The organism is Hufsiella arboris (assembly GCF_009834875.1).
Lineage (GTDB): Bacteria > Bacteroidota > Bacteroidia > Sphingobacteriales > Sphingobacteriaceae > Hufsiella_A > Hufsiella_A arboris.
The window spans coordinates 24113-50252 of sequence record NZ_WVHT01000016.1; the positions used below are offsets into that span (position 1 = coordinate 24113).

At 46.1% G+C, this 26140-nt stretch carries 13 protein-coding genes; 3 read left to right on the forward strand and 10 right to left on the reverse strand.

From position 1 onward, the window contains the following. Positions 1-2 precede the first annotated feature (2 nt). Positions 3-197 carry an ATP-binding protein gene (locus tag GS399_RS21160; RefSeq protein ID WP_160846436.1) on the forward strand — a complete coding sequence of 65 codons (195 nt, stop codon included), beginning with the start codon at positions 3-5 and terminating at the stop codon, positions 195-197. A gap of 896 nt (positions 198-1093) precedes the next feature. On the opposite strand, the gene GS399_RS19990 is transcribed toward GS399_RS21160, so the two are convergent. From GS399_RS19990 to GS399_RS20025, 8 genes are all read right to left on the reverse strand, one after another. Continuing rightward, positions 1094-1633 carry a carboxymuconolactone decarboxylase family protein gene (locus GS399_RS19990; RefSeq protein WP_160846437.1) on the reverse strand — a complete coding sequence of 180 codons (540 nt, stop codon included), beginning with the start codon at positions 1631-1633 and terminating at the stop codon, positions 1094-1096. 59 nt (positions 1634-1692) lie between these two features. Beyond that, complete coding sequence (locus tag GS399_RS19995; RefSeq protein ID WP_160846438.1) at positions 1693-2256, reverse strand: carboxymuconolactone decarboxylase family protein; 564 nt, start codon at positions 2254-2256, stop codon at positions 1693-1695. Between the two features lie 31 nt (positions 2257-2287). Further along, the gene (locus GS399_RS20000; RefSeq protein WP_160846439.1) at positions 2288-3544 is read right to left on the reverse strand and encodes an MFS transporter; all 1257 of its coding nucleotides are present in this window, start codon (positions 3542-3544) and stop codon (positions 2288-2290) included. A gap of 33 nt (positions 3545-3577) precedes the next feature. Continuing rightward, positions 3578-5044 carry an alpha/beta hydrolase-fold protein gene (locus tag GS399_RS20005; RefSeq protein ID WP_160846440.1) on the reverse strand — a complete coding sequence of 489 codons (1467 nt, stop codon included), beginning with the start codon at positions 5042-5044 and terminating at the stop codon, positions 3578-3580. Positions 5045-5114: 70 nt separating this feature from the next. Beyond that, the gene (locus tag GS399_RS20010) at positions 5115-6416 is read right to left on the reverse strand and encodes a RagB/SusD family nutrient uptake outer membrane protein (protein WP_160846441.1); all 1302 of its coding nucleotides are present in this window, start codon (positions 6414-6416) and stop codon (positions 5115-5117) included. A gap of 19 nt (positions 6417-6435) precedes the next feature. Further along, a complete protein-coding gene (locus GS399_RS20015) occupies positions 6436-9369 on the reverse strand; it encodes a SusC/RagA family TonB-linked outer membrane protein (RefSeq protein WP_160846442.1) in 2934 nt (977 codons plus the stop codon). A gap of 48 nt (positions 9370-9417) precedes the next feature. Beyond that, positions 9418-9996, reverse strand: coding sequence for a carboxymuconolactone decarboxylase family protein (locus tag GS399_RS20020; RefSeq protein WP_160846443.1), 579 nt, complete (start codon positions 9994-9996; stop codon positions 9418-9420). A 68-nt stretch (positions 9997-10064) separates the two neighbouring features. Beyond that, positions 10065-10433 (reverse strand): hypothetical protein, encoded by a 369-nt coding sequence (locus GS399_RS20025; protein ID WP_160846444.1) that lies wholly within the window; start codon positions 10431-10433, stop codon positions 10065-10067. A gap of 597 nt (positions 10434-11030) precedes the next feature. On the opposite strand from GS399_RS20025, the gene GS399_RS20030 reads away from it, so the two are divergent. Further along, positions 11031-23828, forward strand: coding sequence for an Ig-like domain-containing protein (locus GS399_RS20030; protein WP_160846445.1), 12798 nt, complete (start codon positions 11031-11033; stop codon positions 23826-23828). A 48-nt stretch (positions 23829-23876) separates the two neighbouring features. On the opposite strand, the gene GS399_RS20035 is transcribed toward GS399_RS20030, so the two are convergent. Further along, a complete protein-coding gene (locus tag GS399_RS20035) occupies positions 23877-24677 on the reverse strand; it encodes a HEPN domain-containing protein (RefSeq protein ID WP_160846446.1) in 801 nt (266 codons plus the stop codon). Positions 24678-24754: 77 nt separating this feature from the next. Between GS399_RS20035 and GS399_RS20040 the strand changes: the two genes are divergently transcribed. Continuing rightward, a complete protein-coding gene (locus GS399_RS20040; protein WP_160846447.1) occupies positions 24755-24997 on the forward strand; it encodes a helix-turn-helix domain-containing protein in 243 nt (80 codons plus the stop codon). An 11-nt stretch (positions 24998-25008) separates the two neighbouring features. Here GS399_RS20040 and GS399_RS20045 read toward each other — a convergent pair whose 3' ends face one another. Beyond that, positions 25009-25716 carry a hypothetical protein gene (locus GS399_RS20045; protein ID WP_160846448.1) on the reverse strand — a complete coding sequence of 236 codons (708 nt, stop codon included), beginning with the start codon at positions 25714-25716 and terminating at the stop codon, positions 25009-25011. Positions 25717-26140: the final 424 nt, after the last annotated feature.

A 26140-nucleotide genomic window follows, 5' to 3' on the forward strand; every position in this document is an offset into this window, starting at 1 on the left:
CGATGAACAGGATTCATTTGAGTATTTTCGAGCTCTGTTCAAGAGCGTATAATGGCATGGAATTTATTGGTTCGGGTGTTAGTCTATCAATTGTAAAACGGATCCTGGAAAAACAAAACGGGAAGATCTGGTTAGAAAGCGAACCGGCCAAAGGGTCTACTTTTTTGGTCAGCTTCTTAAGAGATTATGCAGCTTGATTTACAAACACTTTTCAAATAAAATCTGCGGTGACCGATTGCCGATAATTTAGCATCTACCAAGAAGACAGTTTCAATAACGTCGTGGCAAAGCTTTCTTGATTAGAGTAGAAGACTCATAATCTCTTGGTTCCTGGTTGGAGACCAGGTAGACGCACGATATAAAAAAGCTGTTTCGCTTTGCTGAAGACGACTTTTTAGATTCTAAACACTGTCAGACGGATGCGCAGATAGATTTAAAAGTCTTTAGGATTTATTGTAAAACAATCATTGCTTGGCAACTGCCTTTAATCAGTGAATTATTTTAACTATTCGTTAGTCATTTAGATGTCTAAATAATAACTTCGTTTAAAATGGTGTAATCTTTGACATTCTATTGTTTTGCTTTGAGTCAGCTCCATTCCAAGCTAAATTTATTTAGCTGGGCGGGCACCCGGGAATGGGCTGACTCAAAGCATTTATTTTTAACAGATTAGTCGATTAGCACTCTCGTCAACAACAGCCCACTTTTTGTATTGAATGAATCGTGAAATGAACACATTATTTTATTTGGTTCATCGAAAACAGCAACACCGCTTACCTATTCCACTAAATAACTGATTTGTTGTTGGTTCCTAAATTATTTAGACTAAAAACGGGAAATACCGTATTTATCTCGCTATCATAGTATAAATACGTATTCTCCAGGATTTTTACGTGTTGGCTCGTTTATTCAAAAAAGCGATCACTTTTTTATCTGTCAGAATAGTCACATTCTCTGTCCGTCGTGTTGAGCACAGCGGTCACTACGGATTGCAAAATAAAAAGGAGTCGAAAGACTCCTTTTTTAATTCTATTATTCAATCATGGTTCCTGAAGTGAAACATTTAAAAATCAGGATTAATACGTCTAAACCCTTATGCCTTACCATATCCTACATGCGCCATTCTCTGGCCCATTTCTTCATAAGCCTCGTTCGGCACGGGCGCCCAGGTTCCCAGACCATCGACGTAGCGGTTATACATGCAAAAAGCTGCCGCAATAAGTACGGTGTCATGTATTTCCTGATCGGTGGCGCCAAGTTCTACTGCAGCTGCAATGTCTGTTTCGGTAACATGCTTACCTCCGCGCTGAACCTGGTGAGCAATATTTAACAGCGCCCTTAATTTATCAGATACATTGGTCTGAGGTAAGCCAGCCTTAATATCATCGATAATACTCAAGCCTGATTGTAAATGTGCCGCTGCTGCCGCCGCGTGAGAGGTGTGGCAAAAGTGGCATTGGTTCCAATACGAAACGGACGCTGCAATAATCTCTCTTTCACCGCTAGTTAAAGTCGACTCGCCCCTTAACAAAGTTTCAGCAAGTTCGAGTAAGGGCTTCGCTGTTTCAGGCCGGTAATTCAATAAGCCAACAATGCCGGGTAGTTCTTCATTCAATAATTTAATGTGTGCCATTTTAAACGGTTTTTATGTTAATCTTTTGTTTGTGTTTATAATATGATCAGCTCAGTTCGTCACGCTTCCCTTTTTACCTTAAAAGGAGGTGTCAGATAGCCTTCCCTGGCCCGCTGTTCTCCCATTTTATCATAAAGCTCATCGTCATGGGGCTGCCAGGTGGCAAGCCCGTCTACATAACGGTTATACATGCAAAAGGCTGCCGCTATTAAAACCGTATCATGTATTTCAAGATCGGTCGCGCCTTCCGAACGGGCCAGGGAAACATCCTCGTCCGTAACATTTTTGCCTCCTTTTTGGACCTTGGCGGCAATTTTTAACAGAGCCCGCAGTTTGCTGCTTATATCGGCGGTCTCCGGGTTTTGGAAAACCTGTTCCATCAGGGCGGCATCGTCGCCTAACTGATGCCTGGCTATGGCGCCGTGAATATTAGAGCAATAGTGGCAATCATTCAAGCGGGATACATAAGCGGCTATTAATTCCCGCTCTCCCGCGCTTAGCGTTGGGTGCGGATCATGCAGCATGGCTTGAACCAACGCGTTTAACGGAGCAGCCGTTTTGGGGCGATATATAAACAAACTTCTGATTCCCGGAAATTCGTTTGACAAAGTGATGTGTGGCATAAATAGAATTTTTGTAATTGGTTCTTATATATTATTTCTCAACCTGGTTGACGGGTTGGATGTCTCTGATGAATATCACGACAAGCAATCCCACAACAAACACCCATGAAAAAATGAATAATGAATTAGCGTAACCGCCCATTACGTTTACCAATACGCCTATAAATAATACCGCGGCGCCAGTAAACAATCGCCCTATGTTAAAACAAAATCCGGTAGCCGAAGCTCGTACAGACGTTGGAAATAACATTGGGATATAGACAGATAAAACGCCTTGGCTTACACCAAAAAACAACGCTAATACTGCGATTTCGATATAAATTATTGTCGAAAAATGGTCGTTTGTTTTAAAAAGGATAAAGGCCATGATGGCACAAACTGCGAAGCTGGATATTAAAGACCTCCTGAGGCCAATCGTGTTCGCAACCCATCCTGAAGAAAATCCTCCGGTTAACCCGCCCATTCCTAAGAACATCATGCTTAAACCCCGCTCTTTCGGCGCATCGACGGTGAACAGGCTTTGTATCCATGTAGGCATCCACGAGAATAATGCCCACATTCCGATAAGCATTGTGCCGAATATAACCGATCCTGTTATGAGCGCTTTACGGTTACTGATCGAAAAAAGCGCATCGGACTTTTTAACCTTGTTAGTTCGGCCCGAGCGGTGCAAAAGCCACAGATCGGATTCCTTCAGTGTCCAAATGCCTATAATGGCGATGGCTATCGGGACAAGTCCTACAAAAAATCCCTGCCGCCATGATGATACAAAAAAATTGATGAGGCCTGCGGAAAATATCCCGATAGGAAAAGCAACGGAGATAATGCCGATAAATATGGCACGCGTTTTTTCGGGCCATATTTCGGAAAGCAAAACTACCGACACCGCTAACACGCCGCCAACCCCGACACCGCTCAAAAACCGGCACACCATCACGCCTTCCCAGTTCGACATTAAGCCTGTCGCTATGGTGGCTAAACCGTAACTGCCAAGAGCTAACAAAAACGCTGTCTTCCTGCCGGTTTTATCGCTTATTAATCCCCATAAAAATCCGCCGGCCGTCCAACCGAAAATAAACAGTGAATTAATATAACCGCTAATCGTGTCTAGTTTTGCCGTGTTCGTTGTCACCTGCAAATCTTTTACCACGACCGGTAAATAAACCGACATTAACGTAGAAATCACGCCGCCAAATGCCGTACTAAGAAAGCATATTACAAAAAGCGAAACCAGGTGAATGCGTTTTACAGCCGTACTATTTGGCGTTTCAATTATTAAAGTCTCCATAATGTATTAAGAGGTTAAAAAGATCATAAAGCACTATTTAGCTAAGCCTGATTCATTGTATTTCTGCTGCAAAAATTGGTATCCAGCAGTGCGGTATTCGGGTGTCGAAACCGTAAAGTGGTCGCCGGGATAATAATTAAAAACAAAGCCGGCATCAACTTTCTTCATCTCATCATCCAGCAGGTGTACCGGGTAATTAAGCAGGAAATTATCCTGTTCGCCAACAGATACCCTGATCTTGCCCTGTAAATCAGCCTTTAATTGTTGCCAGTTGCTGCGCAGGTACAGGCTGATGTCATAGGTTTTCCAACGTTCAACCACCGCCGGATCTATCTCACCGGTACGGTAATTTACAAGGTTACGTGGCGTGCCGTCTGCGTTTCGTGTGCTGAACACGCCGTTGAACGAATACATTTGCTCGCCACGCCATATCACGTGTTCCATCTTATACATTGTTTTCATCATGATCCAGGGGAAACGGCCCGCAATGGTTCCTGCAACTCGTTGCGAACTGTCTTTAGCATAAAACATATTCTTATCATGGTATAAGTCGATTTGCTGGAAACTCCTGAAATCAACCGGGTCGGGCGAACTCGACCAGCAGGCGGCAAATACTTTTGGATAATGCGTTTGCAGCCATAAAACAGTCCAGCCGCCGCTGCTATGGCCGGTAAGCAGACGAGCCGTATTGGCGCGGTAAGTTTTTTCTACCAGTGGTATTAGTTCGGTTGTGAGTGCATCTCCCCATGGCCCGTTGTTGTCGCTGTTGGCGTAAACCGAATGGCCAAGCGGGCAGTTCCCATCTAAAAATACCCGGATACAGGCGGTGGTATCTATTGGCATACTGACGTCATTACGTCCAGAGTAATTATGGTAATCTCCGCCAAAACCTGAAATCCAGTACAGGACCGGAAATTTGCGGTTAGGCTGACTGTAATACTCTTTGGGTAACAGCACAGCCGCATTTACAGTCGTCGGCCTTTTATAAAAAGCTGTTAACAGCGCCGAAGGAGATTTCAATTCCTTTATGAATTGCGTCTCAACGAATGCCGGTTCTTTCACAACATCGTTGCAAACAACGTTAAAAGTTTGAGTCGTATTTTTAGTAATGTTAACAACCGCCGATTGGTTAAGCATATTGCCAGGGCTGTTGCCGATAGCTCGTCCGCCCAGGTTACGATCCCACACTATCTGAGCGTTGTATTGCCCGCGTTCAATGTCTGACAAAACTGTAGGGTACGAAACGGCTTTGTCATCAAACACTACCTTTTGGCCGGGCTGCACATCTTTAACCGTAATGGAAAAGCAGGGGAATTTGTACGCCCCGATCATTTCATCTTTAGGGCTTTTCGAATCTTTAGAAAGGTAAAGAAAAACTTTACCGGTAAAGCTTTTGTCGGATGCCGAAGTGGTAAAGCTTGTAGTAAACTTTTGAGCCGATGCGTCTAACACGCAGGCAAAGCTGAAAGCCGTAAGCAGCACTTTCTTTTGAATATTCATGTCGAAGTATTTAGCTATCAAACGCCGGGCCTCATCCCAATTGGTATGGGACCCGGCGTTTCTGATTATTTTATTGTTCGGTTACCGGTAATGGGAATTGTACCCAGACATCATCGCCTGTACGATCTATAGGCAGGGTGTTTAACAGATTATACCTGCGCAGATCTACCCAGCGATGGCCTTCGGCAAACAAGGAGTACCGTCGTTGCTTAAGCATTTCGGTAATCAGATCTGCTTGTGTCAGCGCTCCGCTATAAACGCCCAACCCATGGCTTGTACGTATTTTATTGATCGCTTTGAGCCCTTCAGTTAAATTGCCTTGCTGAATGTTAGCTTCCGCGTAAATCAGTATCAATTCTTCGTTGCGGATGATGCCGACAGGTGCAGTGCTCGAGGTGTACACCCATACATCCCTGTCGCTGCTCAGACCACTTAAAGAAGCGGGGGTCGTGCGTAGCGTGGCTTTGCTCAACCTGTCATCTCCTGCTTCAATATCAGTCGCAAAGGATGGATGCGCCACGCGCTGTTCGCCATTTTGGTTTTGTGGAATGAAAACTGAATTTAACTGGTCGCCGGAGCCGGTACCAAAAACATGGTAAGCGCCTAAGTTAAGGTTCCTGTCGAGGCCAAAGAATGACGCGCTCAGGTTGCTCAGCGCTCCCTGCCAGTTTTTTTGATAAACGTTAACTCTTGCTGCAAGCGCACGGTTAAACTGTATTAAACCTGCAGCATCGCTCAACCCGGGGAAACCTGCTAAAGAAAAAGATACAGTGGAACCTGTCAGGTCCGTTTTTCCTTCATCAAGTAAAGAAGCAATTGCGGCTAAACTTTCTGTATAGTTTAAAAGCGGTCCCAACTGTTCGGGGTTTGCGACATCAACACGTATTCCGTTCTGATAGGTTAAGTTAAGGTTTAGCAGAAGCTGGTAGGCTTCTATCGTTTTAGCAAAGCCGGTATAAGCCTTTTTCTCGTCTGCCGTTATGAGGGAAGAGTTATTCGCCGACTGTATCAGTATATTACAGTTTTTAACTACCCTGTATTTTGCCGCCCAGGGAGTAGTGATGTAGAAGTTATTGCCACTCAGCGTCGAACTGTTGGCGCCAAGCAGATCTAAAACGTAGCGTGGCTCCGAACCGGAAAAACGATAAATCTCTCGGCCTATAACACCAACGTCATCCAGGTAAAAATTAAGCGAATTACGCGTGCCTGATTCGGTGCCGCTTACTAAGTTATTCAGGTCGCTTTTCGAAGCGTTTTTCGACAGATCTTCGATTGTTGCATTGTTTAAATTGCCGTAATCCTTTTTACATGCCGTAAAGAACAGGCTGGCGGAGATAAACAAAATGCCGTATGTTTTGATATGATTTTGCATGATATGACTTCTCTGACAATTAAAAATTAAACATTAGGTGGAACGCTGCTCTTTTGCTTGATGGGTATGGGTCTATGTCTACACCGGATGAAAAACCTGTCCCGAAATTGGATACCTCCGGGTCATACGATTTGTATTTCGTGATGGTAAAGTAGTTGTTAAGGGACGCGCCTAAACTTATCGACTTAACGAATGAAACAGGCAGTTTGGTAAACGAGTAGTACAAACCGATTTCGCGGAAACGCAAATAGGTCGATGTTTCAACCGTTTGCTGCGCATTGGTGCCGATCTGCATCAACTGCGTAACGCCTTTAGGCATGCCGGATGGAGTTTTCTCATCATAATCAGCAGATGTTCCGCCAAACACGTTTTGCAGGCTGGTCACGTTAACATTCTGTCCGCCTTTTTTCCAGTGAATCAAAAAGCGAAGGCTTAAATTCTTGAAGAAGGTCACTTCATTGTAGGTGCTCATCTGGAAGGTTGGTTCGGCATCGCCCAGTATGCCTACACCCTGGCCGTTAAGTCCTACAATTTGTGTTGCTGATTTTCCTTGTTCTATCTGGTAAGTACCCAACAGCACGCCACCGGTTGAGCCCAACTGTACCGGTTGTACAGTCAGCTTGGTTACTTTCGACCGGTTGAGCCAAAAATTCACTGAGCTGTTCCACGTAACGTTTCTTGCCTCAACGGGACGTGCGTTCAGTCCTAATTCTACGCCGTGGTTTCGCAAGTCGCCCGCATTAACCCAGTGCCGTGCAAAACCCGTCGATGCAGGCGGAGTGGTTAGCAATAAAAAGTCAGAGATGTTTTTGTTGTAATAAGTAAGCTCGAAACCGAGGCGGCCCTTTAGCAAACTAAAGTCGATACCGGTTTCAAATTCCTTTTGGCGCTCGGGTTTTATATCGGGCTGTCCCGCGTCTGTGTTAACTAACAGGCCCGGAAAGCCAGAAATATTCGATACGCCGAGCGAAGTGAATTTACTGCCATAAGCTGGTGTATTATTGGCCTCTCCATAAGCGGTGCGCAACTTTACATTCTCAAAAAAACCTTCCTTGATAAGTCCGAGGCTAGTAAGGTTTAAAGATACGGCGCCTTTTGGGTATACGTAGTATTTGGCTGTATTGCCGTTATTGCTCGATCTGTCAAAACGAAGACCGCCCGTTAAGGTGAGGGCATTAGCAATGGTGGCTTCCTCCTGTACAAAAATACCGCTGTTAAGGTATTTGGTACGCAATTGAGTAGCATTTATGGAGCCCGCCTGGTCAATATTCGACTGACCCGAAATGATCTGCGTAGCTACGTTTAGCAAGTTGTTGTAATCGCCGGTTTCCTGCGTGATACCTGCCGAGGTATTCAGGCTAAGGTTAGCAGTTGGAGTGTAAGTATTTACCAATGATAAAATGAAATTCGTGCTCATGTTCTTGGTAAATCCCTGCGCCGATGCACCTTTGTTTATTGCCTCGAATTGCAGGACGCTTGGAAACAATAGCTTGGTTTCAAGATTATAAAAATCAAACCCGCCCCGGCCGATAAACCTGGTTAAGCTATGAGCGCTTTTTTGTAAGGACACTTCCAGGTTCGCGCCGGTTATCAACCTGTTCACATCCTCGTTGTTTTCCATTAAAGCGATTGTTTGTAAAGGATTCGATGCCGCAAATGGATTGGCGGGGTAGTTGCCGTTTGCGTCAGGATGCAGCTGCGCGAAGCCCGGAGTAGATGATAATGCAATTCCAGTTGTGACACCGGCATTATCATTGCCAAAAATACCTCTGTCTGAAGATGAATGAATATAATTAGTACTCACCCCTAATTTTATGTGATCGGATATTTTATGATCGACGTTCAGGCGAACATTGGTGTTGTTATAACCGGTACGGTCCACCAGTCCGTCTTCGTCTTTATGGCCAACGGAGAAGTAAAAACCAGTTTTTTCGTTAGCGCCATTTACACTTAAAACAGTATTTGATGTAAAAGGAGTGTTGTCATAGATTTCCTTTTCATAATCATAGATTTCTCCTTTCGCATTGGCATCGTTGAACATCTTGGTTAATGTTGCGGGATCACCCGGCAGGGTCGCCGCGGTTTCGGCAGTAAATTGCCTTACGCCCAGTAATTTTATAGGCCTTAAAAAACCAAGATCCTGTGACAGTGTAACGGCAGTTTTGCCTTGTTTGCCGCGTTTGGTAGTGATGATAATTACACCACCAGCAGCTTTCGAACCATAAATAGCCGCCGCTGACGCTCCTTTTAATATTTCGATATCATTAATATCCTCTATTCTCAGGTCGGCAATACGGCCGGAGGGATTATCCTGGTTAGAAGTTGCTCCGCTGGTACCGGCAGACGTTACTGCGTTTAGGCCCCCGGAAGTAGCCGTATTATCTACAAAAACGCCATCTACCACATACAAGGGCTGTGTATTACCGTACACCGAAGTTACCCCGCGCAGCTTCACCGATATACCACCTCCGGGCGCACCCGAATTAGCGTTAATGTAAGCTCCGGGAATTTTGCCTTCCAGTGCGGCGTCAAAAGTTTGGGCGGGTGCCGTTCCGCTTAACTGATTTGGACCGATAACGGCAACCGCATTGGCCAGGTTTTGCCTTTTAACGGAAGTCGATAAGCCGGTTACCACGACCTCGTCGAGCCGTGATACGTCGCCGGCCAGGTTTACATTGAGGCTTGTTTGACTGCCAACGTCAATGGTTTGTGTTTTATAACCGATCGCACTGATCGTAAGTACTGCGTTGGACGGCACATTAATCGTAAACGCACCATTGCCGTCGGTAGCCGCTGCCTGCGAACCATTTTTAACAAGGACCGTTGCGCCGGGAACCGGGATATCTTTACCAGTGGTAACTGTACCGGTAAGCGTTCTATTCTGTGCAAAAAGAATGGCAGGTATAAGGGTTAGTACCAACCAGCCTATTTTGAAGAGTAATTTATTTCTCATTGTTGGGTTTTGGTTTAATAGTATTAGTTAGTTAATCAGGACTAGTAATTAGTGTTCTTTATGATGAGCTGCTGGCTGAGGGTTAGTTGCGATATGATTGCCGTAGCCTGTTTCGGCCACTTGTTTCGCTCGCAGCGGGTAAGATGACATGTCCGTTGGCGTGGTGGTTGCCAGCCCGTCGACATAGCGATTAAACAGGCAAAAGGCTGCCGCGATAAGCACCGTATCATGGATATCCCGGTCGGTCGCACCTTCAGCTTTGGCTGCTTCAACCTGCTCCGTGGTTACGAATTTGCCGCCCTTTTGCACACTGCCGGCGATGGTCAGCAAGGCTTTTAGCTTATTGGAAATAGGAGCGTTGCTAAAATCTTTTACTACTTGCTCCACCAATTCGGTGTCGCCGTTCAAATAGCAAACTGCTATGGCGGCATGCGAATGCTGGCAGTAAAAGCAGTCGTTTAAATAGGATACATAGGCGCCAATCAGCTCGCGGTCGGCCATGCTCAGGCTGTCGTTGCTGCGGAGTAGTATGTTGGCGATTTGACCTAAGGGTTCGCCAATTTCAGGACAAAAAGCCAGCAGCGAACGCATACCAGGAAGGTCCTTGTCTAAGTTGATATGAGGCATAATTTTAGATTTATGTGTTAATTGAGGATTATCTAACAGTACTTACTGAGCGCAAAAGGCGGCGAATTTTAATCATCGGTGTTATCTCTGGAAAAAATGAATCGTATTGCTGGCAGCGCATCCGGCGGTGTTGGAAATGAAACTTTATAATTCCAGCCTAAACTGCTGAGATAAGTAAAACACGCTGATAAGGTCTTGAGGTTTTCTACCTTTCTGGTTTTCTCTATCAAAAGTGAATCTTTTTTCGGGAGATTATCTTCAGCTGCTTTTAAGTCGATTTTGGCCACACCACCATCAAATTTTACTTTAGTCGAATTGTTATAGCTATACCGAAAATACAATTCGCAATAACTCTGAGATTTTACTTGTCCGTGGGCTGCCGGTTTGAAAAACGCCAGACACAGTATGATGTATAGCGAAATACATTTAATATTCATGATAAAATAAGGTATTGATTTAAACTTGCCGAAACGGCATAGGCTTACCAGCTCCCTGAGAAGGAGTTTTTTATATACAATTGGTTGTAGTAAAGATATTAAAACCGGCTTATTATTATAATTTCATGAAACTTTTTTTGCATGGCGTTGAAAACTTATCGAGCAACGTTACAACGATCCTCATATCGATAGTTGTTATATATTCATAGCGCCTTCATTCGGTTGACATTGTGCTATCTATAATCTGGAAGGTATTTTAGCCGAACAAAATACTTTGCTGGAAACCTGATTTACCGATAAAGAAGAAATCACGTTAGAAAGACTGGTATCCCTCGCGGGAGATTTGAAAGGTACCGTCAAAATATCTATAATTACTAGCAGACTTTTGAATGTTCCATATTATAATCTGCAACGTATTTTTAAATATAAATAACTCGATCATTCTTTCGGTTAATTTAACTTTATATCATCAATATCAATTTTAAATTAATACTCTTTTCGTTTAGAATTTCACCAGCAAAAGCCCGCCGTTGCCAGTACAAAAGGTTTAGTAAGTGCGCTGCCTAATACAGCATACTTCGCTTATTGTTAGGGCCTATGGGTATTTATTTACGCAAAGTAACTTTTGATCAGGCTTATAGGGTGCCTTACCGCTATAAGCCAAGCTCCGCATTCATACTGGCTTTCTTTTGCCTGCTTTTCAGCTTCCAGGCATCAGCCGCTGTTATTGTAACCCTTACCCCGAAGAATGGCACCTGTCCCGGTAACGGTTCCATAACTGTAACAACCAGCGGAACCACTGGCTCGGTACTGTATGCTATAAAGCGGAATGGAGATGCTGATTTTTCGCCACAGCAGGCAAGTAATGTATTTGCAAATCTTGCTTCCGGTAATTATATAGTTGCTGTTTATGATGAGTCAGGAATATCATCGTCAAGTCCGGCAATTCTAAGCAATAAAGCCTATACGCCGGTAACGGTAAAGTCAATCACGCCAGGAAACCGCATTGTTACAGCCTGCAACGATGACGCAAGTATCGATCTGGAAATAAGCGGCGGAAATGCACCCTATACCTATCACCTGAAGAATGGCCCGAGTACACCTGCTGACATTGTTTCTTCCGATCAGAAAGCGGCGTTCCTTCAGTTGACGAGCGGCACCTATGCGGTGGATATTACGGATGCCTGCGGCAATACGATTACTGCCAATAATATTACGGTCACTTCCAAATACAATCTTCAGGGTATAACATTAAGCAGTTTTGAGATAGCGGGAACAACGCAAAGCAGTACCGGTTGCGATCTGAGCTTTTACTTTTCCGTTGCCAACGTAACGCTGAAGGATATCAGTGGAAACATAATTTTTGAACGAAACGGGAAAAATATGCCAGGTGGATACCCGGTAGATATACGGGTAGAATATCCATCCGGCTCCGGGATATACACGCCATGGGCCAATATTTTTACGACATTTAACATACCTGGCGATCAATATTTTCCGGCAAACGGCACATACAGGGTTCAGTTCCGGCATCCTTGCGATCCGGGCGCTGTTCTTACCTCGCCTGAGTATAATTTTATATATCCCTATTCCTCCATCGGCGGTTATTGTGCGCCTTCAGTTGTTCGAAATTTTAGCAGCTATAACTGCGGCCCTGTCGACATACGGATTAAACATACAACCAGTACAGCTGAGCGGACCTTTACCTGGAATGATAACAATAATTCATACCCGCTGAACCTTAGCGGTCTTCCAGCAGGAACTTATAATGTGTTTATAACAACTGAAAATGGAACCTATCAGAGCAATAACATAAGTACAACCACAGCGACTACTGTAAGCATGGCTTTTATTTACAATTATATCAGTACGCTGGGCTGCGATTTCACAACCGGGGGCATCAGATCTTATGGTATTCCGGTAGATAATACGGTTCCGATTACTTATTCCATTGTTTCAGGGCCGGTATCCAGGCCTTCGGTTACCAGCACTGCAGATAAGAACCCGATCTGGAACGATCTGCCCGGAGGAATTTACAGGATAGGTTTTAAGTTCGGTGACTGTAATTATTCAGAAAGAGATTTTACGTTAACGATGCCTTTCGGCGGATTTAATGCCGGCGAAGTTTCTTATGTGCCGGGCAGCGCGTGCGGAAAATATAAGCTTACAGGGAAGGGTTGGTACCTGGCACCGGATGGAGGTATATCTAACAAAACTGATACGTATGGTGTGCGGATATTTGACAGCTCAAATAAAAATATAGGAACTGTTCAAAATATACCGAACAATACAGATTATACTTCCACACTTGAAGTTGGCCCCGGAACTTATAAATTAACTTACATGAATTCCGTCAATTCAAAGGAGGTTTGTCATTACCTGGAACGTACTGTTACCATTCCTCCTTATCAGCCTGTATCGGTGAATGTTGGGAAATCAGGCGGTGTAACCTGCGATAACGGTGTCGGTGAGCTGCATATTGAAGCACAGGGTGGAAGCGGTAAAGCGCTTACTTATCGGATCAAGCCCAAGGGAGCCTCTGATGCTAGTTATACTGCTTACCAGTCGTCGCCCGATTTTCCGGGCAGCGCGGCAGGTGAATACACCGTCCAGATTGCCGATGCCTGTGGATACTCCACTACCCAAAATTTAACCCTGATACGAACCACTTCTGTTTCGAGTGTAAGTATATCAGGCGCTGATACTGTCGGGAGAACCGGTGTTGCCTGCCAGGGAAATACAGTCGGGCTAACGCTGAATATCATCGGAAGATCGTCCAACGTTCAATGGACAAAACCCAACGGAAGCAGAGTCGCTAACGCTATTTTAACGATTGCAAACTTCTCAGCAGCAGATGAAGGCAGGTATAACGTGTCTTACGAATCGGGAGGTTGCGTCCGCAGTGATTTCGTCACACTTTCGCTAAAGCCAAAACCTGCCCTTACCACTACACTTACTCCGCCGGATATATGCAGCGGTTCTACCTTTATTTATACACCGCAAAGTTCTATTCCGGGATCTATAATTAAGTGGACACGCGCGGCCGTTCCAGGAATCGATCAGCCTGCAAGCAGCGGGACCGATGGTGTCAATGAAGTTTTAATCAATTCGACAGCCGGTGCGCTAAACGTAATCTATCAATTTACCACATCTTACAATGGCTGCGAAAATGTGCAGCAAGTCGTGGTAAAAGTTAACAGGAAAGCTGTTGCTGCTGACATCTTATTACCGGATGCATCAATCTGCACGGGCGCTACCGCTGTTTTAAATGCAACTGCTGCCGGTGTTGTAAATCCCGTATTTACCTGGTACAGCGATGCCGCATTGAATACCCCAATTTTTACAGGTCCATCATTTACAACACCCACTCTTAATACAACCACACAATATTATCTAACCGTTAGCGGCGATGGTGTATGTGCGAACGATGCCGCGGGCGCGCGGATAGTTACAGTAAATGTTAACCGGAAAGCAGTTGCTGCTGATATCCAGATTAATAACCCGTCGATTTGTTCCGGCAGTTCTGCTAACCTGGTTCCCTCCGCCACAATTGCTAACGCACGTTTTAAATGGTATGCGGATGCGGCGTTAACACAGCTTTTGAGTGACCAGGATTCTCTTCAAACTCCGGTTCTGTGGACGAGCAAAACATACTATGCAACTGTAACTGGGACCGGTGTTTGCGAGAATGAGCCGGGCAGTGCAAAGGCGGTGACTGTAGTAGTGAAGCCGAAATCAGTAAGCAGCGACATTGTGGTCAATAACGCAACGATTTGCAGCGGCGCCAAAGCGACATTGACTGCGAACAGCCAAGTCGCCGGTGCGGCGTTTGAATGGTACAGTGACGCCGGATTAACGAATTTCCTGAGCGAGGGTTCCGTCTACACCACCGGAACATTATTCTCTACTACTACTGTTTATGTCACCGTAAAGGGATCGGCGCAATGCGCTAACGCACCGGACTCAGCAAAAGCTGTTCAGGTCATAGTTAACAGAAGAGGACAGGCCTCCGACATTTCGGGAACTAACGATGCACTGGTCTGCAGCGGTGACGCCACTACTCTGCAATTCAGTAGTACAATTCCTAACGCTGCACTTAAAATTTATGATACCCCGCAGATGAATACTGCACTGGCGACAGGAAACGGTAGTCTTACTTATAACACTCCGGTATTAAATGAAAGTACCACGTATTACGTAACCGTGAGTGGTGATAATGTTTGCGAAAATTTAAGTGCGAACGCTAAGCAAATTACCGTTACGGTAAATAAAAGGGCCGCGGCCGCTGATCTGAACGTTGAAGGTGCACGCCTTAGCTGTACCAACGAAACGGCAACCCTCACAGCTTCGAGCACGTTAACAGATCCTCATTTCAAATGGTACTCGGATGCCTCGCTGCAAACCCTTGTAGGTGGCGAAGCAGCTTTTACTACACCTCCCTTAGCACAATCCACTACTTATTATGTCACTGTTAGGGGCGCCGGTGTTTGCGAAAGTACGCCTCAAACTGCAAAAGCGGTTACCGTAGAAGTTAGCGCGGCGGGAGCTTCACCAACCGTGATCATTCCGGGCACAACCATTTGCCAGGGCGAGGCAACCATTATTTCGGCAAGCAGCAATTTGAAAAACCCGGTTTTTACGTGGTATGCTGATGCTGGCCATACGGATCCGCCGCTGTATACCGGCAAAGTTTTCAGCACACCAAACCTGAACAACACGGCGACGTACTATGTAGTGGTGACCGGAGACGGCGTGTGTGATAATGTATCTGCTCCGACAAGGATTCTCGTAGAAAAAGAGGTGACAATAACAGTCAGTCGCCGGGCAGCTGCCGCTGATATAACTGTTCCGGCGGCTACCGTCTGCAGCGGCGAAGAGGCAACTCTTTCGGCAAGCAGCACAACAGTCGGTTCTCCCGTTTTCAGTTGGTATGCCGATCCTCAACTGAATACCTTATTAAGTTCCGGTCCCACTTTTGAAACCGGCGCGTTAACTTCCAACACAACGTATTATGTAACCGTACAGGGTGCAGGCGTTTGCGAGAATCCCGTACCGACGGCATTGCCTGTAACCGTTACCGTAAATCGACATGCAGTTACTGCGGACATCCTGGCGCCGAATGTCGCTGTCTGTTCGGGGTCATCAGCTACGCTAAATGCTATAACAACAACGGTAACCAACCCGGTATTTAACTGGTATACAAATAGCAATCTTGATCCAGCTTCTCTAGTATTCACTGGTCCGGATTTTACAACTCCTGTTCTTACTGGTACCACTTATTATTATGTGACAGTTAGCGGCGATGGTGTTTGTGCGAACGTGGTTCCCAACGTGAAGCAGGTGCAGGTAACCGTTAATGCCATTCCGAACCTGGTGGTAAATGCGGTAACAAAAATTAACTGCAATAGCTTTTCCGATGTTCCGCCCACATTTAACCTGACAGACCCGGGTTTAACTGCAGGAAGTGACGAGGGTATATTGTCTGTTTGGCGAAACCCCGACGGCACCGGTATTGTACCTATGCCGCATGATGTTTTTATCCCCGGAACTTATTATATCAAGCTAACGAACGATAAAGGTTGCAGTGTCATCAAACCGGTCGTTGTGCCTGCTATCGTGAAACCCAAACTGGTTATTACTAATCCTGCTGCAGCCTGCACAGGTGAAGCAGTAAACTTAACACTTCCTGCCATCATCGCCGGAAGCGATCCGAATCTTGCATTCTCTTATTTCTCAGATCCGGCGCTGCTGAATCAAACTTCTAATCCATCAGGAGTTTCCGCGGCAGGCATTTATTATATCCAGGCGAAAGCAAATGATGGAAGCGGTTGCCCGATCGTGAAGCCGGTGAACGTTTCATTTAATGAAGTGCCTATATTAACCATTAATCAGCCGGCAGCCGTTTGCGCTCCGCAAGCTGTTGATCTTACCGCCGCCACCATTACATCAGGAAGCGATGCCGGTACGAAAACTTACTGGCTGGATGGTACAGCCAGCACAACACCTTTAACAAATCCCGCCGCTGTTACCCAAAGCGGAATTTATTATATCAAGTTGACGAATGCCAGCGGTTGTTCGGACGTTCAGTCTGTTACCGTTACTATTCACCCGCAGCCTGTTTTGGTTATTACCAACCCAGCGCCGGTGTGTTCGCCTCAAACAATTAATCTAACCGCCGCCGGAGTAACAGCAGGCAGTAGCGGTGGCTCGGCATTTCACTATTGGCTTGATGCCGCCTCGACCCAGCCTCTGGCTAGTCCGCAAGCCGTGACAGCCAGCGGAACTTATTACATCTCATACCAGAACGAAGAAGGCTGCCAGGTAGTGAAACCAGTTTCGGTAGTCGTCACACCGGGAACGACGGCCGCTGATATTACTTTAGCCGACGCAAGTATTTGTTCCGGCACTGTAGCTACTTTAACCGCAAGCAGTACTTCGGTTACTGCTCCCGTTTTCAGGTGGTATACCGATGCTTCCCTCACCAGCCTCAGGTTTACAGGAGCTACTTTTACCACCGGCGCCTTAAACGCAGATACGACCTATTTTGTAACAGTAAGCGGAACTGGAGTTTGTGAAACACCGGCAGGTGAAGCGAAAGCAGTGAATGTCACCGTGCAGCGCAGGGCCATCAATGCGGATATAACATCGGATGGAAAAGCGATTTGCTCCGGAAGCAGCGTTCAGCTGGACGCCTCGGCTGCAGGAATAAACAGTCCTATATTCAAGTGGTACGCCGACGCCGCTTTAACACAGCCGTTAGCGACGGGAGCTGATTTTACTACACCTGTGTTATGGGCGAACAGTACTTATTATGTAACCGTTAACGGCACTGGTGTTTGTGAGAACAGTCCAAATACGGCAAAAGAAGTTGTTGTTACTGTTAACCGCAAAGCTTTGCCGGCAGATATTATTGCCAATGATGTGCAGACTTGCAAAGGTTCAACAGCTTCGATCTCAGCGAGCAGCACCATCCCCGGAGCCGTATTCTCCTGGTATAGCGATGCGGCACTCACGAATTTTTTAAGTGAAGGACCGGTTTATACTACCAATGCTTTGATTGCTAACACTACTTATTATGTGACGGTAAGGGGGACGGGAATTTGTAATAATGCGCCTGATTCTGCGAAAGCGGTTCAGGTAGTAGTCAATCGTCACGGGATTGCCGCCGATATCACTGGCAGCGGCAACGCAACTGTTTGTAACGGAGATCCGGTATCGCTTAATTTCAGTACCCTTATTCCTGGTGCGACAATAAAATTATATAGCGATGCCAATCTAACTACACTGCTAAGCAGCGCCACTGGCACACTTGCTTACACAACACCTCCTTTAGCGGCAAGTACAAGTTATTATGTAACGGTAAGCGGTGACGGAGTGTGTGAAAATCTTAAACCCGATACGAAACAGGTTAACATCACGGTAAACGACCGGGCAACGACGGCTGATTTGACCGTTACGGATGCCAGCCTAACCTGTACCAACGAGCCGGCGACTTTGTCTGCTTCCAGTACGCTGGAAAATCCACAATTCAATTGGTATTCGGATGCCGGATTACAAACTAAGGCAGGCACGGGCGCTACGTTTATTACGCCGCCGCTGGCCCAAACTACAACCTATTATGTAACGGTAAGCGGTACCCGTGTTTGTGAAAGCAGTGCGGCTGCTGCAAAACCTGTAACTGTGAATATTAATGCTTCGACGTCCACACCAACGCTCATCATTCCCGGCGCTGTTATCTGCGAGGGTGAGGCGGCAACCTTATCGGCAGCAAGTAACCTGAAGAACCCCGTTTATAACTGGTATGGTGATGCCGCTCATACAGCGCCTGCATTGTTTACCGGGAAAACAATTACCACGCCGGCGTTGAATGCGACAACCACTTATTACGTGGTAGCTGTCGGTGATGGAATATGCGACCAGGTAGGCGGACCTGCGGCGCTTCAGGTGGAGCAAACGGTAACAGTAACCGTTAATAAGCACGCAGTTGCAACTGATATCGTTGCTGATGATCAAACCATTTGCAGCGGGAGCCGGGTTACCTTGGCGGCCAGTAGCAGCACGGTTAATGCGGCTGAATTTAAATGGTACCAGGATGCCGCCTTAACACAATACCTGGCGACAGGGCCAACATATACTACTGCTTCACTGACCGCCACAACTACTTACTATGTCACCGCGGGTTCAGCCGGAGTTTGTGAAAACAAGCCAAACGAAGCGAAAGTCGTTACAGTGACGGTCAGCCGTAGTGCGACAACATCAGATATTAATCTGGCTGACGTTACTACTTGTCCCGGTACGCCTGCCACACTTGTTGCACAAACAAGCACAGTCAGCAACCCGGTATTTAACTGGTATCAGAGCAACGATTTGGCAACACCCATCTTTACCGGACCTGGCTTTACTGCTCCGGCTTTGCTTTCATCCGCCACATATTTCGTAACTGTATCGGGCGATGGTGTATGCGCGAATAAACCCGGCGATGCCAGATCTGTGGTGGTATCGGTAAACAAGCAATCTGTCGCTGATGATATTGAAGTTGCAGCTGATGCCGTTTGTGCGGGATCGGCAGCGGAGCTAAGAGCAAGCAGCAATACGATAACAGCGCCGGTTTTTAAATGGTATGCCGATACCTTGTTGTCCACTCTGTTATTTACCGGTCCGACGTATACTACTGCTCCGCTTACTGCCGAAACTACTTTTTACGTAACGGTCAGCGGTACCAATGTATGTGAAACGTCAGCGGATAATGCGAAACCTGTTACTGTTAAATTGAACAGGCTTGCGACAGCATCAGACATTCTTGCAGCCGATGCGAATATTTGTAACGGCAGCAGTACGCTTCTTGCGGTTAGTACAAATGATGTTTTAGACCCGGAATTTAACTGGTACGCCGATGCCGCTTTAACTCAATACCTGCATACCGGACCTGATTATCTGACGCCGGTTCTGACAGCTCCAACCGACTATTATGTAACACTGAAAGGTGACAGTGTATGCGCCAATGCCGTTGGTACCGCCAAAATTATACATGCAGATGTTAACCGCCTCGCCACATCCGCTGATATCAGCTCCGCGGATCAGGTTATCTGCGCCGGAAGCACGGCTACTTTGCAGGCTTCATCTACGACGGTTGCCAACCCGGTTTTCAACTGGTATGCCGATGCAGGGTTGAGTCAGTACCTGGGAACCGGTGCGCAGTTCGCGACAACGGCCTTAAATTATTCAACTATTTACTATGTGACGGTTAGCGGCAGCGGCGTTTGCGAAAATGCAGCCAATAATGCCAAAGCGGTTAACGTAACCGTGAATCCCCTCGCAACTGCGTCAGATATAGCGATCACTGATGTTATTACCTGTTCGGGAGATGCACTGACTCTAACTGCAACAAGCAGTAAGATCCCCAATCCTGAGTTTAAATGGTACGCGGACGAAGCCTTGACATCGTTGCTCTTTACCGGTTCAGCTTATCAAACACCTGCCTTAACTTCCAGTACCAGTTACTTCGTCACCGTAAGCGGCACAGGTTTCTGCGCAAACACGCCGCGAACAGCCAAGAAAGTTACGGTGACAGTTCAGGCTCGTACAGCATCGACTGATCTAGTTGTAAACGATCAGGCAATATGCGCCGGTTCCTTCGCTATTTTAAACGCATCCAGTGTTACTATTAATAGCCCGGTATTTAGATGGTATGCGGATAATTCATTAAGCAACTTGCTGCACACCGGTGATATGTATCAAACCCCGGCACTCAACACCGACGCTACTTATTACGTCACCGTCAGCGCACCGGGCCTTTGTGAGGCTGCTGCCGGCAGCGCTAAGCCGGTACATGTGAGCATTAAGCGAAATGCTGTTGCGAGTGACATAACAGCGGCCAACCAGGTTATATGTTATAATACCGCAACTAAAGTAACGGCTTCAAGCGGTACGGTTCAATCTCCTGTATTCAGGTGGTATGCCGATGCTGCGTTAACTTCCTTGATATATATTGGAACAGAACTGACCACACCAAATTTACGCGATACGAAAACGTATTACGTAACTGTAAGCGGGAACAGTGTTTGTGAAAATGTTCCGGGCAGCTCCTTCCAGGTGTCGGTTGTTGTTAACCGCAGGGCAATACCTGCTGATATCACAGCGAGCGATCAACAGGCTTGTATCGGAAACAATGTGGTATTAAGTGCATCGAGTGCGATTCCGGGCGCCCAGATAAAATGGTATTCCGATTCAAAGTTGACCAACTACCTGGCGAGCGGTCCGGAATACAGCACAGCCGAGCTAACCTCGACTTCCACTTTTTATGTGACGGTAAGCGGGAATAATGTATGTGAAAATGCACCGGACGAAGCGAAAGCTGTAAAAGTAAATGTTAACCGTTTCGGCCGGCCAACCGATATCAGCGGCAGCGGAGATGCGGTTGTTTGCAGGGGAGAGGTGAGCACCATCAATCTTACTACAACTGTGGGCAATCCAACTATTCGGTTATACAATGACTCAAGGCTCACATCCCTGGTGGCGAGCGGAAGCAGCATTCAATACATTACACCTGCACTTAACTCTAACGCCATATTTTACGCAACCGTTAGCGGCGATGGCATTTGCGAAAACCTGCCCCTAACAGCAAAAGTAATTGAGCTGAAGGTAAACGACGTTGCGCAACAATCAGATTTAAGCGTTTCCGATCTCAGCATCACCTGTACTAACGAACCAGCAACGCTAACCGCTTCGAGCACGTTAACAAACCCGGTATTCAAGTGGTACGGTGACGCGAACCTGCAAACAGCAGTGGGCAGCGGCGAATCATTTACCACACCACCATTGTCTCAAAACACTACCTACTACGTTACGGTAAGAGGGGACGGGGTTTGCGAAAGTTCGCCTTCTGCCGCGAAACCCGTTACCGTGCAGGTGAGCGCCTCTTCAACCGAGCCAACACTACGACTTAGTAATGTTATCATCTGCGCCGGCGAAGCCGCCGAATTGTCTGCGGCAAGCAATCTGAAAAACCCGGTTTATAAATGGTATGCTGATGCCGCCCATACCCAACTTGTTTACACAGGGAGTGTTTACAGCGCGCCTGCACTGACTAACACGACTATATACTATATCGTTGCGACAGGAGATGGTGTTTGCGGAAGTGTTTCCGCGCCAGCTAATCTCAGCCTTAACGGAACAGCTACAGTTACCGTTAACCGCAAAGGTATGCCTGCCGACATTTCCGTTAACGGCCAGGAAATCTGCAGTGGAGGCGTGGCAACATTAACTGCAACAAGTACAACGATCGCGGAAGCCGAATTTAAATGGTATGCCGATGCCGGGCTTGCCAACTACCTGGCGACCGGGCCAACTTATACGACTGGCTCTTTAACCAGCAATACCACTTACTATGTAACCGTTAACGCAAGCGGTGTTTGCGAAAGTCTAAATGGACAACCTGTTACGGTAAATGTGATACGGAATGCTGTGCCATCGGATATTATTGCTAAGGACACCATCGTTTGTTACGGAAACATAGTAACACTTCATGCAACTACCACTACGATTAGCAACCCGGTGTTTAAATGGTATGCCGATGCGCGTTTAACGCAATTACTGTTTACCGGGCCTGATTATCCGACATTGCCACTGCTGGTCCGCTCTACAACTTTTTACGTAACCGTTCAGGGTAATGGTGTTTGTGAGAACAGGGCGTTTACAGCTAACGAGGTAACAGTTACAGTTACACCGTTCCCTGGAAACCTAAACCAGGTCGCTGTGTCGGCTTCAAACTTCATTGCTACGCTTGGTTCAACAGTAACGCTTAGTGTTCCACCTTCAGCGAATCTTTACCTGTGGGATAAGGACCGGCAGATTCTTCCCGGCGTAACCGGCAATAGTTATGTTATTTCTTCTTTCAAAAAATCCGATGCGGGAAGGTACCTGGTTGCCTCTATCAACAAAGTGCCTTGCGATAATGTGGTTCGATTAGATACCTTCCTGGTTTATCTGCGTGATTTCTCAACATGGAAAACCGTTACAGATGCAAACGGTGATGGAAAGGCGCAACCTGGAGAAATACTCACCTATACCATCCATGTAAAAAATACTGGAACCATCAAGCTTAACACATTAACTGTATCGGATCCGCTTCCGGCTATGACGGCGTACGTAAACGGCGGCACATTCAGCAATAACCAGGTAACGTTTACAGACGCAGGTTTGAACGTTGACGAAGAACGTACATACATTTTCAGCGTTAGAGCATCGGATGCGCCGACTCGAGCAAGCGCAATAGCCAACCAGGCAATTGTTAAAGCGGATAGTCTTGAAAAGCCGACGGGCTGCGGTGAAGCCAATCCCAATGCAAATTGTGAAACAGAAATTCCGGTCGATGTTATTTCGGAAGTCAAGCTGATTACCTGGAAAACGGTAAGCGATGCCAGCGGCGATGGCAAGGCACAACGGAGCGAAGTGCTGACTTACACCGTGCATATACGCAATACTGGTCTGGCATCAATCAACTCAATTGCCGTTTCCGATCCGTTACCAGTAGGAACAGCTTACGTTTCGGGTGGTACGTTGAATGGAAATAATATACAGTTCCTGGTTCCGGGACCCTTGGCTCCTAATGCGGAAACATCCGTAAACTTTAGCGTGAAAGTAAACGACGATGTCAGTATTCCAACGATCAGTAACCAGGCATTGGTAACTGTGGACACACAGACTTTTCCAACCGGTACGAAATCGGATGGAAGTAACCAGGATCCGGTAATTACGCCAGTGCAAAATCTGGCAGACCTGAGCATCGTTAAAACTCAGGCAGCAGAGAAAATTTACATTGGTGATCAGTTCGAATACCAATTAACTGTAACTAATAACGGACCAGACGACGCAAGAAATGTGACGATAACGGATGTTCTGCCTTTGCAGGTAGATTATATTCCCCTGCCAACAAGCCCCCGCCAGGTCAATTACGATCCGGCAACACGTACGCTGATCTGGATACTGGGCACACTGGGATCGGGCGAAAGTACTTCAGCCGGCATCACGGTGCAAGCGCGACTACAGGGAACAGCAATGAATACTGCTACCATAAGCACAACTGACCAGGATCCGGAAATCTCCAATAATTCATCAACGGTACAAAAGGAGATATCCGGCATGTTCATTCCAAATGTTATCACGCCAAATGGGGATAACCGGAACGATAGGTTTGTAGTTAAAGGCGTAGATCCGACTCAGGGAATGGCAATTAGAATATATAACCGCTGGGGAAATGAAGTGTATCACCAGGATAACTATAAAAATGACTGGGACGGCTCGCAGCTGAATGAAGGAACTTATTTCTATTTACTGACGATCGGTACCGGGCAAAATGCGAAGGTGTATAAAGGGTGGATACAATTGCTGAGGTAAGAGAACTGACCCGGACAAAACAGCTATGACCTGTTGTATACATTTAAGCTATATTCCAGACACAAATGCCGCCATACTTTCGAACACAACCAGCTGCAACCGATCGACCATCCTTAACGCGGCATTTACCTGGTCAGCGCTAACAATCCAATCGCCGGCGTAACGCCCTTTTAAATAAGCTTGATCCAGTAGTTTTACTAATTCCCAGTCAATCGCTAAAGAAACGTACAGCGACGGCAGGTAATATCCGGCGCAGCGCAGCAATATACGTATCTCATGCGAACGTTTCGCCCTTTCGCAAAAAGAAGAGATCACCGCCCGCAAAGCCAGCTCGGCAGATTGGTGCAGCATGAACATAGTAAGGGGCAGGTTACTTACATTGTTAAAATAAAACCAAGCGCCTTCCGAAAAACTGATAGAACGCTCAAATGCATGGTCAAAGCTACGCCTGGCTTTTAGCAAAACAAGCTCCTTTAGTTCAGTTGAGAAATCCGGCAAGGGTATTAATCCGGTATCGAATAAGAGATTCTTTTGGATACATACAAATGAATAAAATGGATGCCCGCTTCGCAACTGGCGAATCAGCCAATCCGAACGATGCAGCATACAACTCAAAGCCGGCTGGCCGATTATGGCAAAATCTAAATAAGGCTGGAGCTCATCGAAAGTAAGCGTGCAATTATCCGGCAAGACGATTATAAGGAGAGTCTGTTCCGGCTCATCAATAAGTTGCTGTTTAATCCGGAAGATCTTGTCCGGTCTTAGCGTTTCAATAATCAGGCGGATGAAGGATGGTGGTCCAGCAATTTGCGCGTTTATCGGTTTTAGTGAAGTGTTTTGAAGTTTCATAAAAGAAGATTTCACGATTTAAATATATAATACATGTATTATATATGCAATCATTTTGTTCTATTATTTAGGCTTAAATGAAAAGCCAGGAACGCACTACCGATATTGAACAATATGTAATCGACTTTGTAAGGAAACTAAGAGCTGATCATAACTTAAACCAGGAAGATATAGCAACAATTATCGGATCATCTCAGGCATTTGTTGCGAATATCGAAAGTTCAAAAAGCAGAGCTAAATATAATTTGAACCACATTAATTTACTGGCAGATCATTTTGGCATATCACCGCAGAAATTTTTGCCGGAAAAAGCTGTGTAAAATTTTTACCCTTAATTCTCGGTTGATCCCTCATTATCAGGCGCTTGGATCAACCCGCTTTCGATGCAGCACATTCCCGTTATTGTTACATTCTTCTGAACGGTTTTTCCTTCAGCTGCCAGCAGCTTTACGCCGAGCAAATACTCTTTATACCCATCAGGAACAGGTAAGATGAACTCAACTTTTTCAAGCGGTTTGCTTAAAGGAATAACGGGAGTCCAGTCAACGCTGCTGGCGGTTTTCTCTTCTTCGAAATCAGCGAAGAAAGCGATCAGTCCGATGCAATATCCGTCTACAAATTTTCGCTTAAAATTCGGCGTGCTCAGTTGGAGTGTTGCGTGGATACTGCCATCTTCCACAAAAACATTTTTGGTAGTTACAGTCATCAGCCGGCTAAGCGGGTAATCCTTATGTATCTCGAAATGCCGGAAACCCTGCAGGTTCGGCGCTTCGTTGTTTTTATAATAGCCGCGGAACACCGACAGCATTCGCTGCCATAGTAAACCACCGCCAAAGTCATGGCGAAACTGGTCGATCTCCCGTTTTAATAAAGCGGCTGCCTTGTTAGCCTTTGCCAGGTTAACAGCGCTTGCCTTAAAGGCGGCGTTAATTTCAACAGGTTTATGAGTTCCCCTGGGTTTGCGGGTATGCGTGCCATAAGAGCGGCTTTCAACAATAATGTCGCCTGTTACCGTTCGTTCTGCTTTTTTTCTTGCCATTTATAAAATAATATGTATTTTAGATCATCCGACTAAAAATAACAATTTCCAGCTGTTTTCAATTCCAATTCTTCCTAACTACAGCGACGTTACAGCGACTATATAGCGTCTTTTCAGCGACCTTATAGCGATGGTTGTCCGTGCTAAAGTCGCCCTATATTCGTACTATACTCGGTGTTCATTGGGCTGGAAGGCTATTTTGCCGAACAAAGTAGCTTGCAGAACCGATGAAAAGGCCTTTGATGTAATGGGATTTTCCGGTGAGTGGGGACACGCACCGGGCTGAGAGATTTCCTTGCGTGCGGATCCCATATTGGTGGTCAGCGGAATGGTTTATTGTCGCTGTCATAAATTGCTTTCAAACCTGCGTTTCCTGCACTACCCGATTCCTCCCTCGAGGGAGGTTAGGTGGGTGACGTTACTG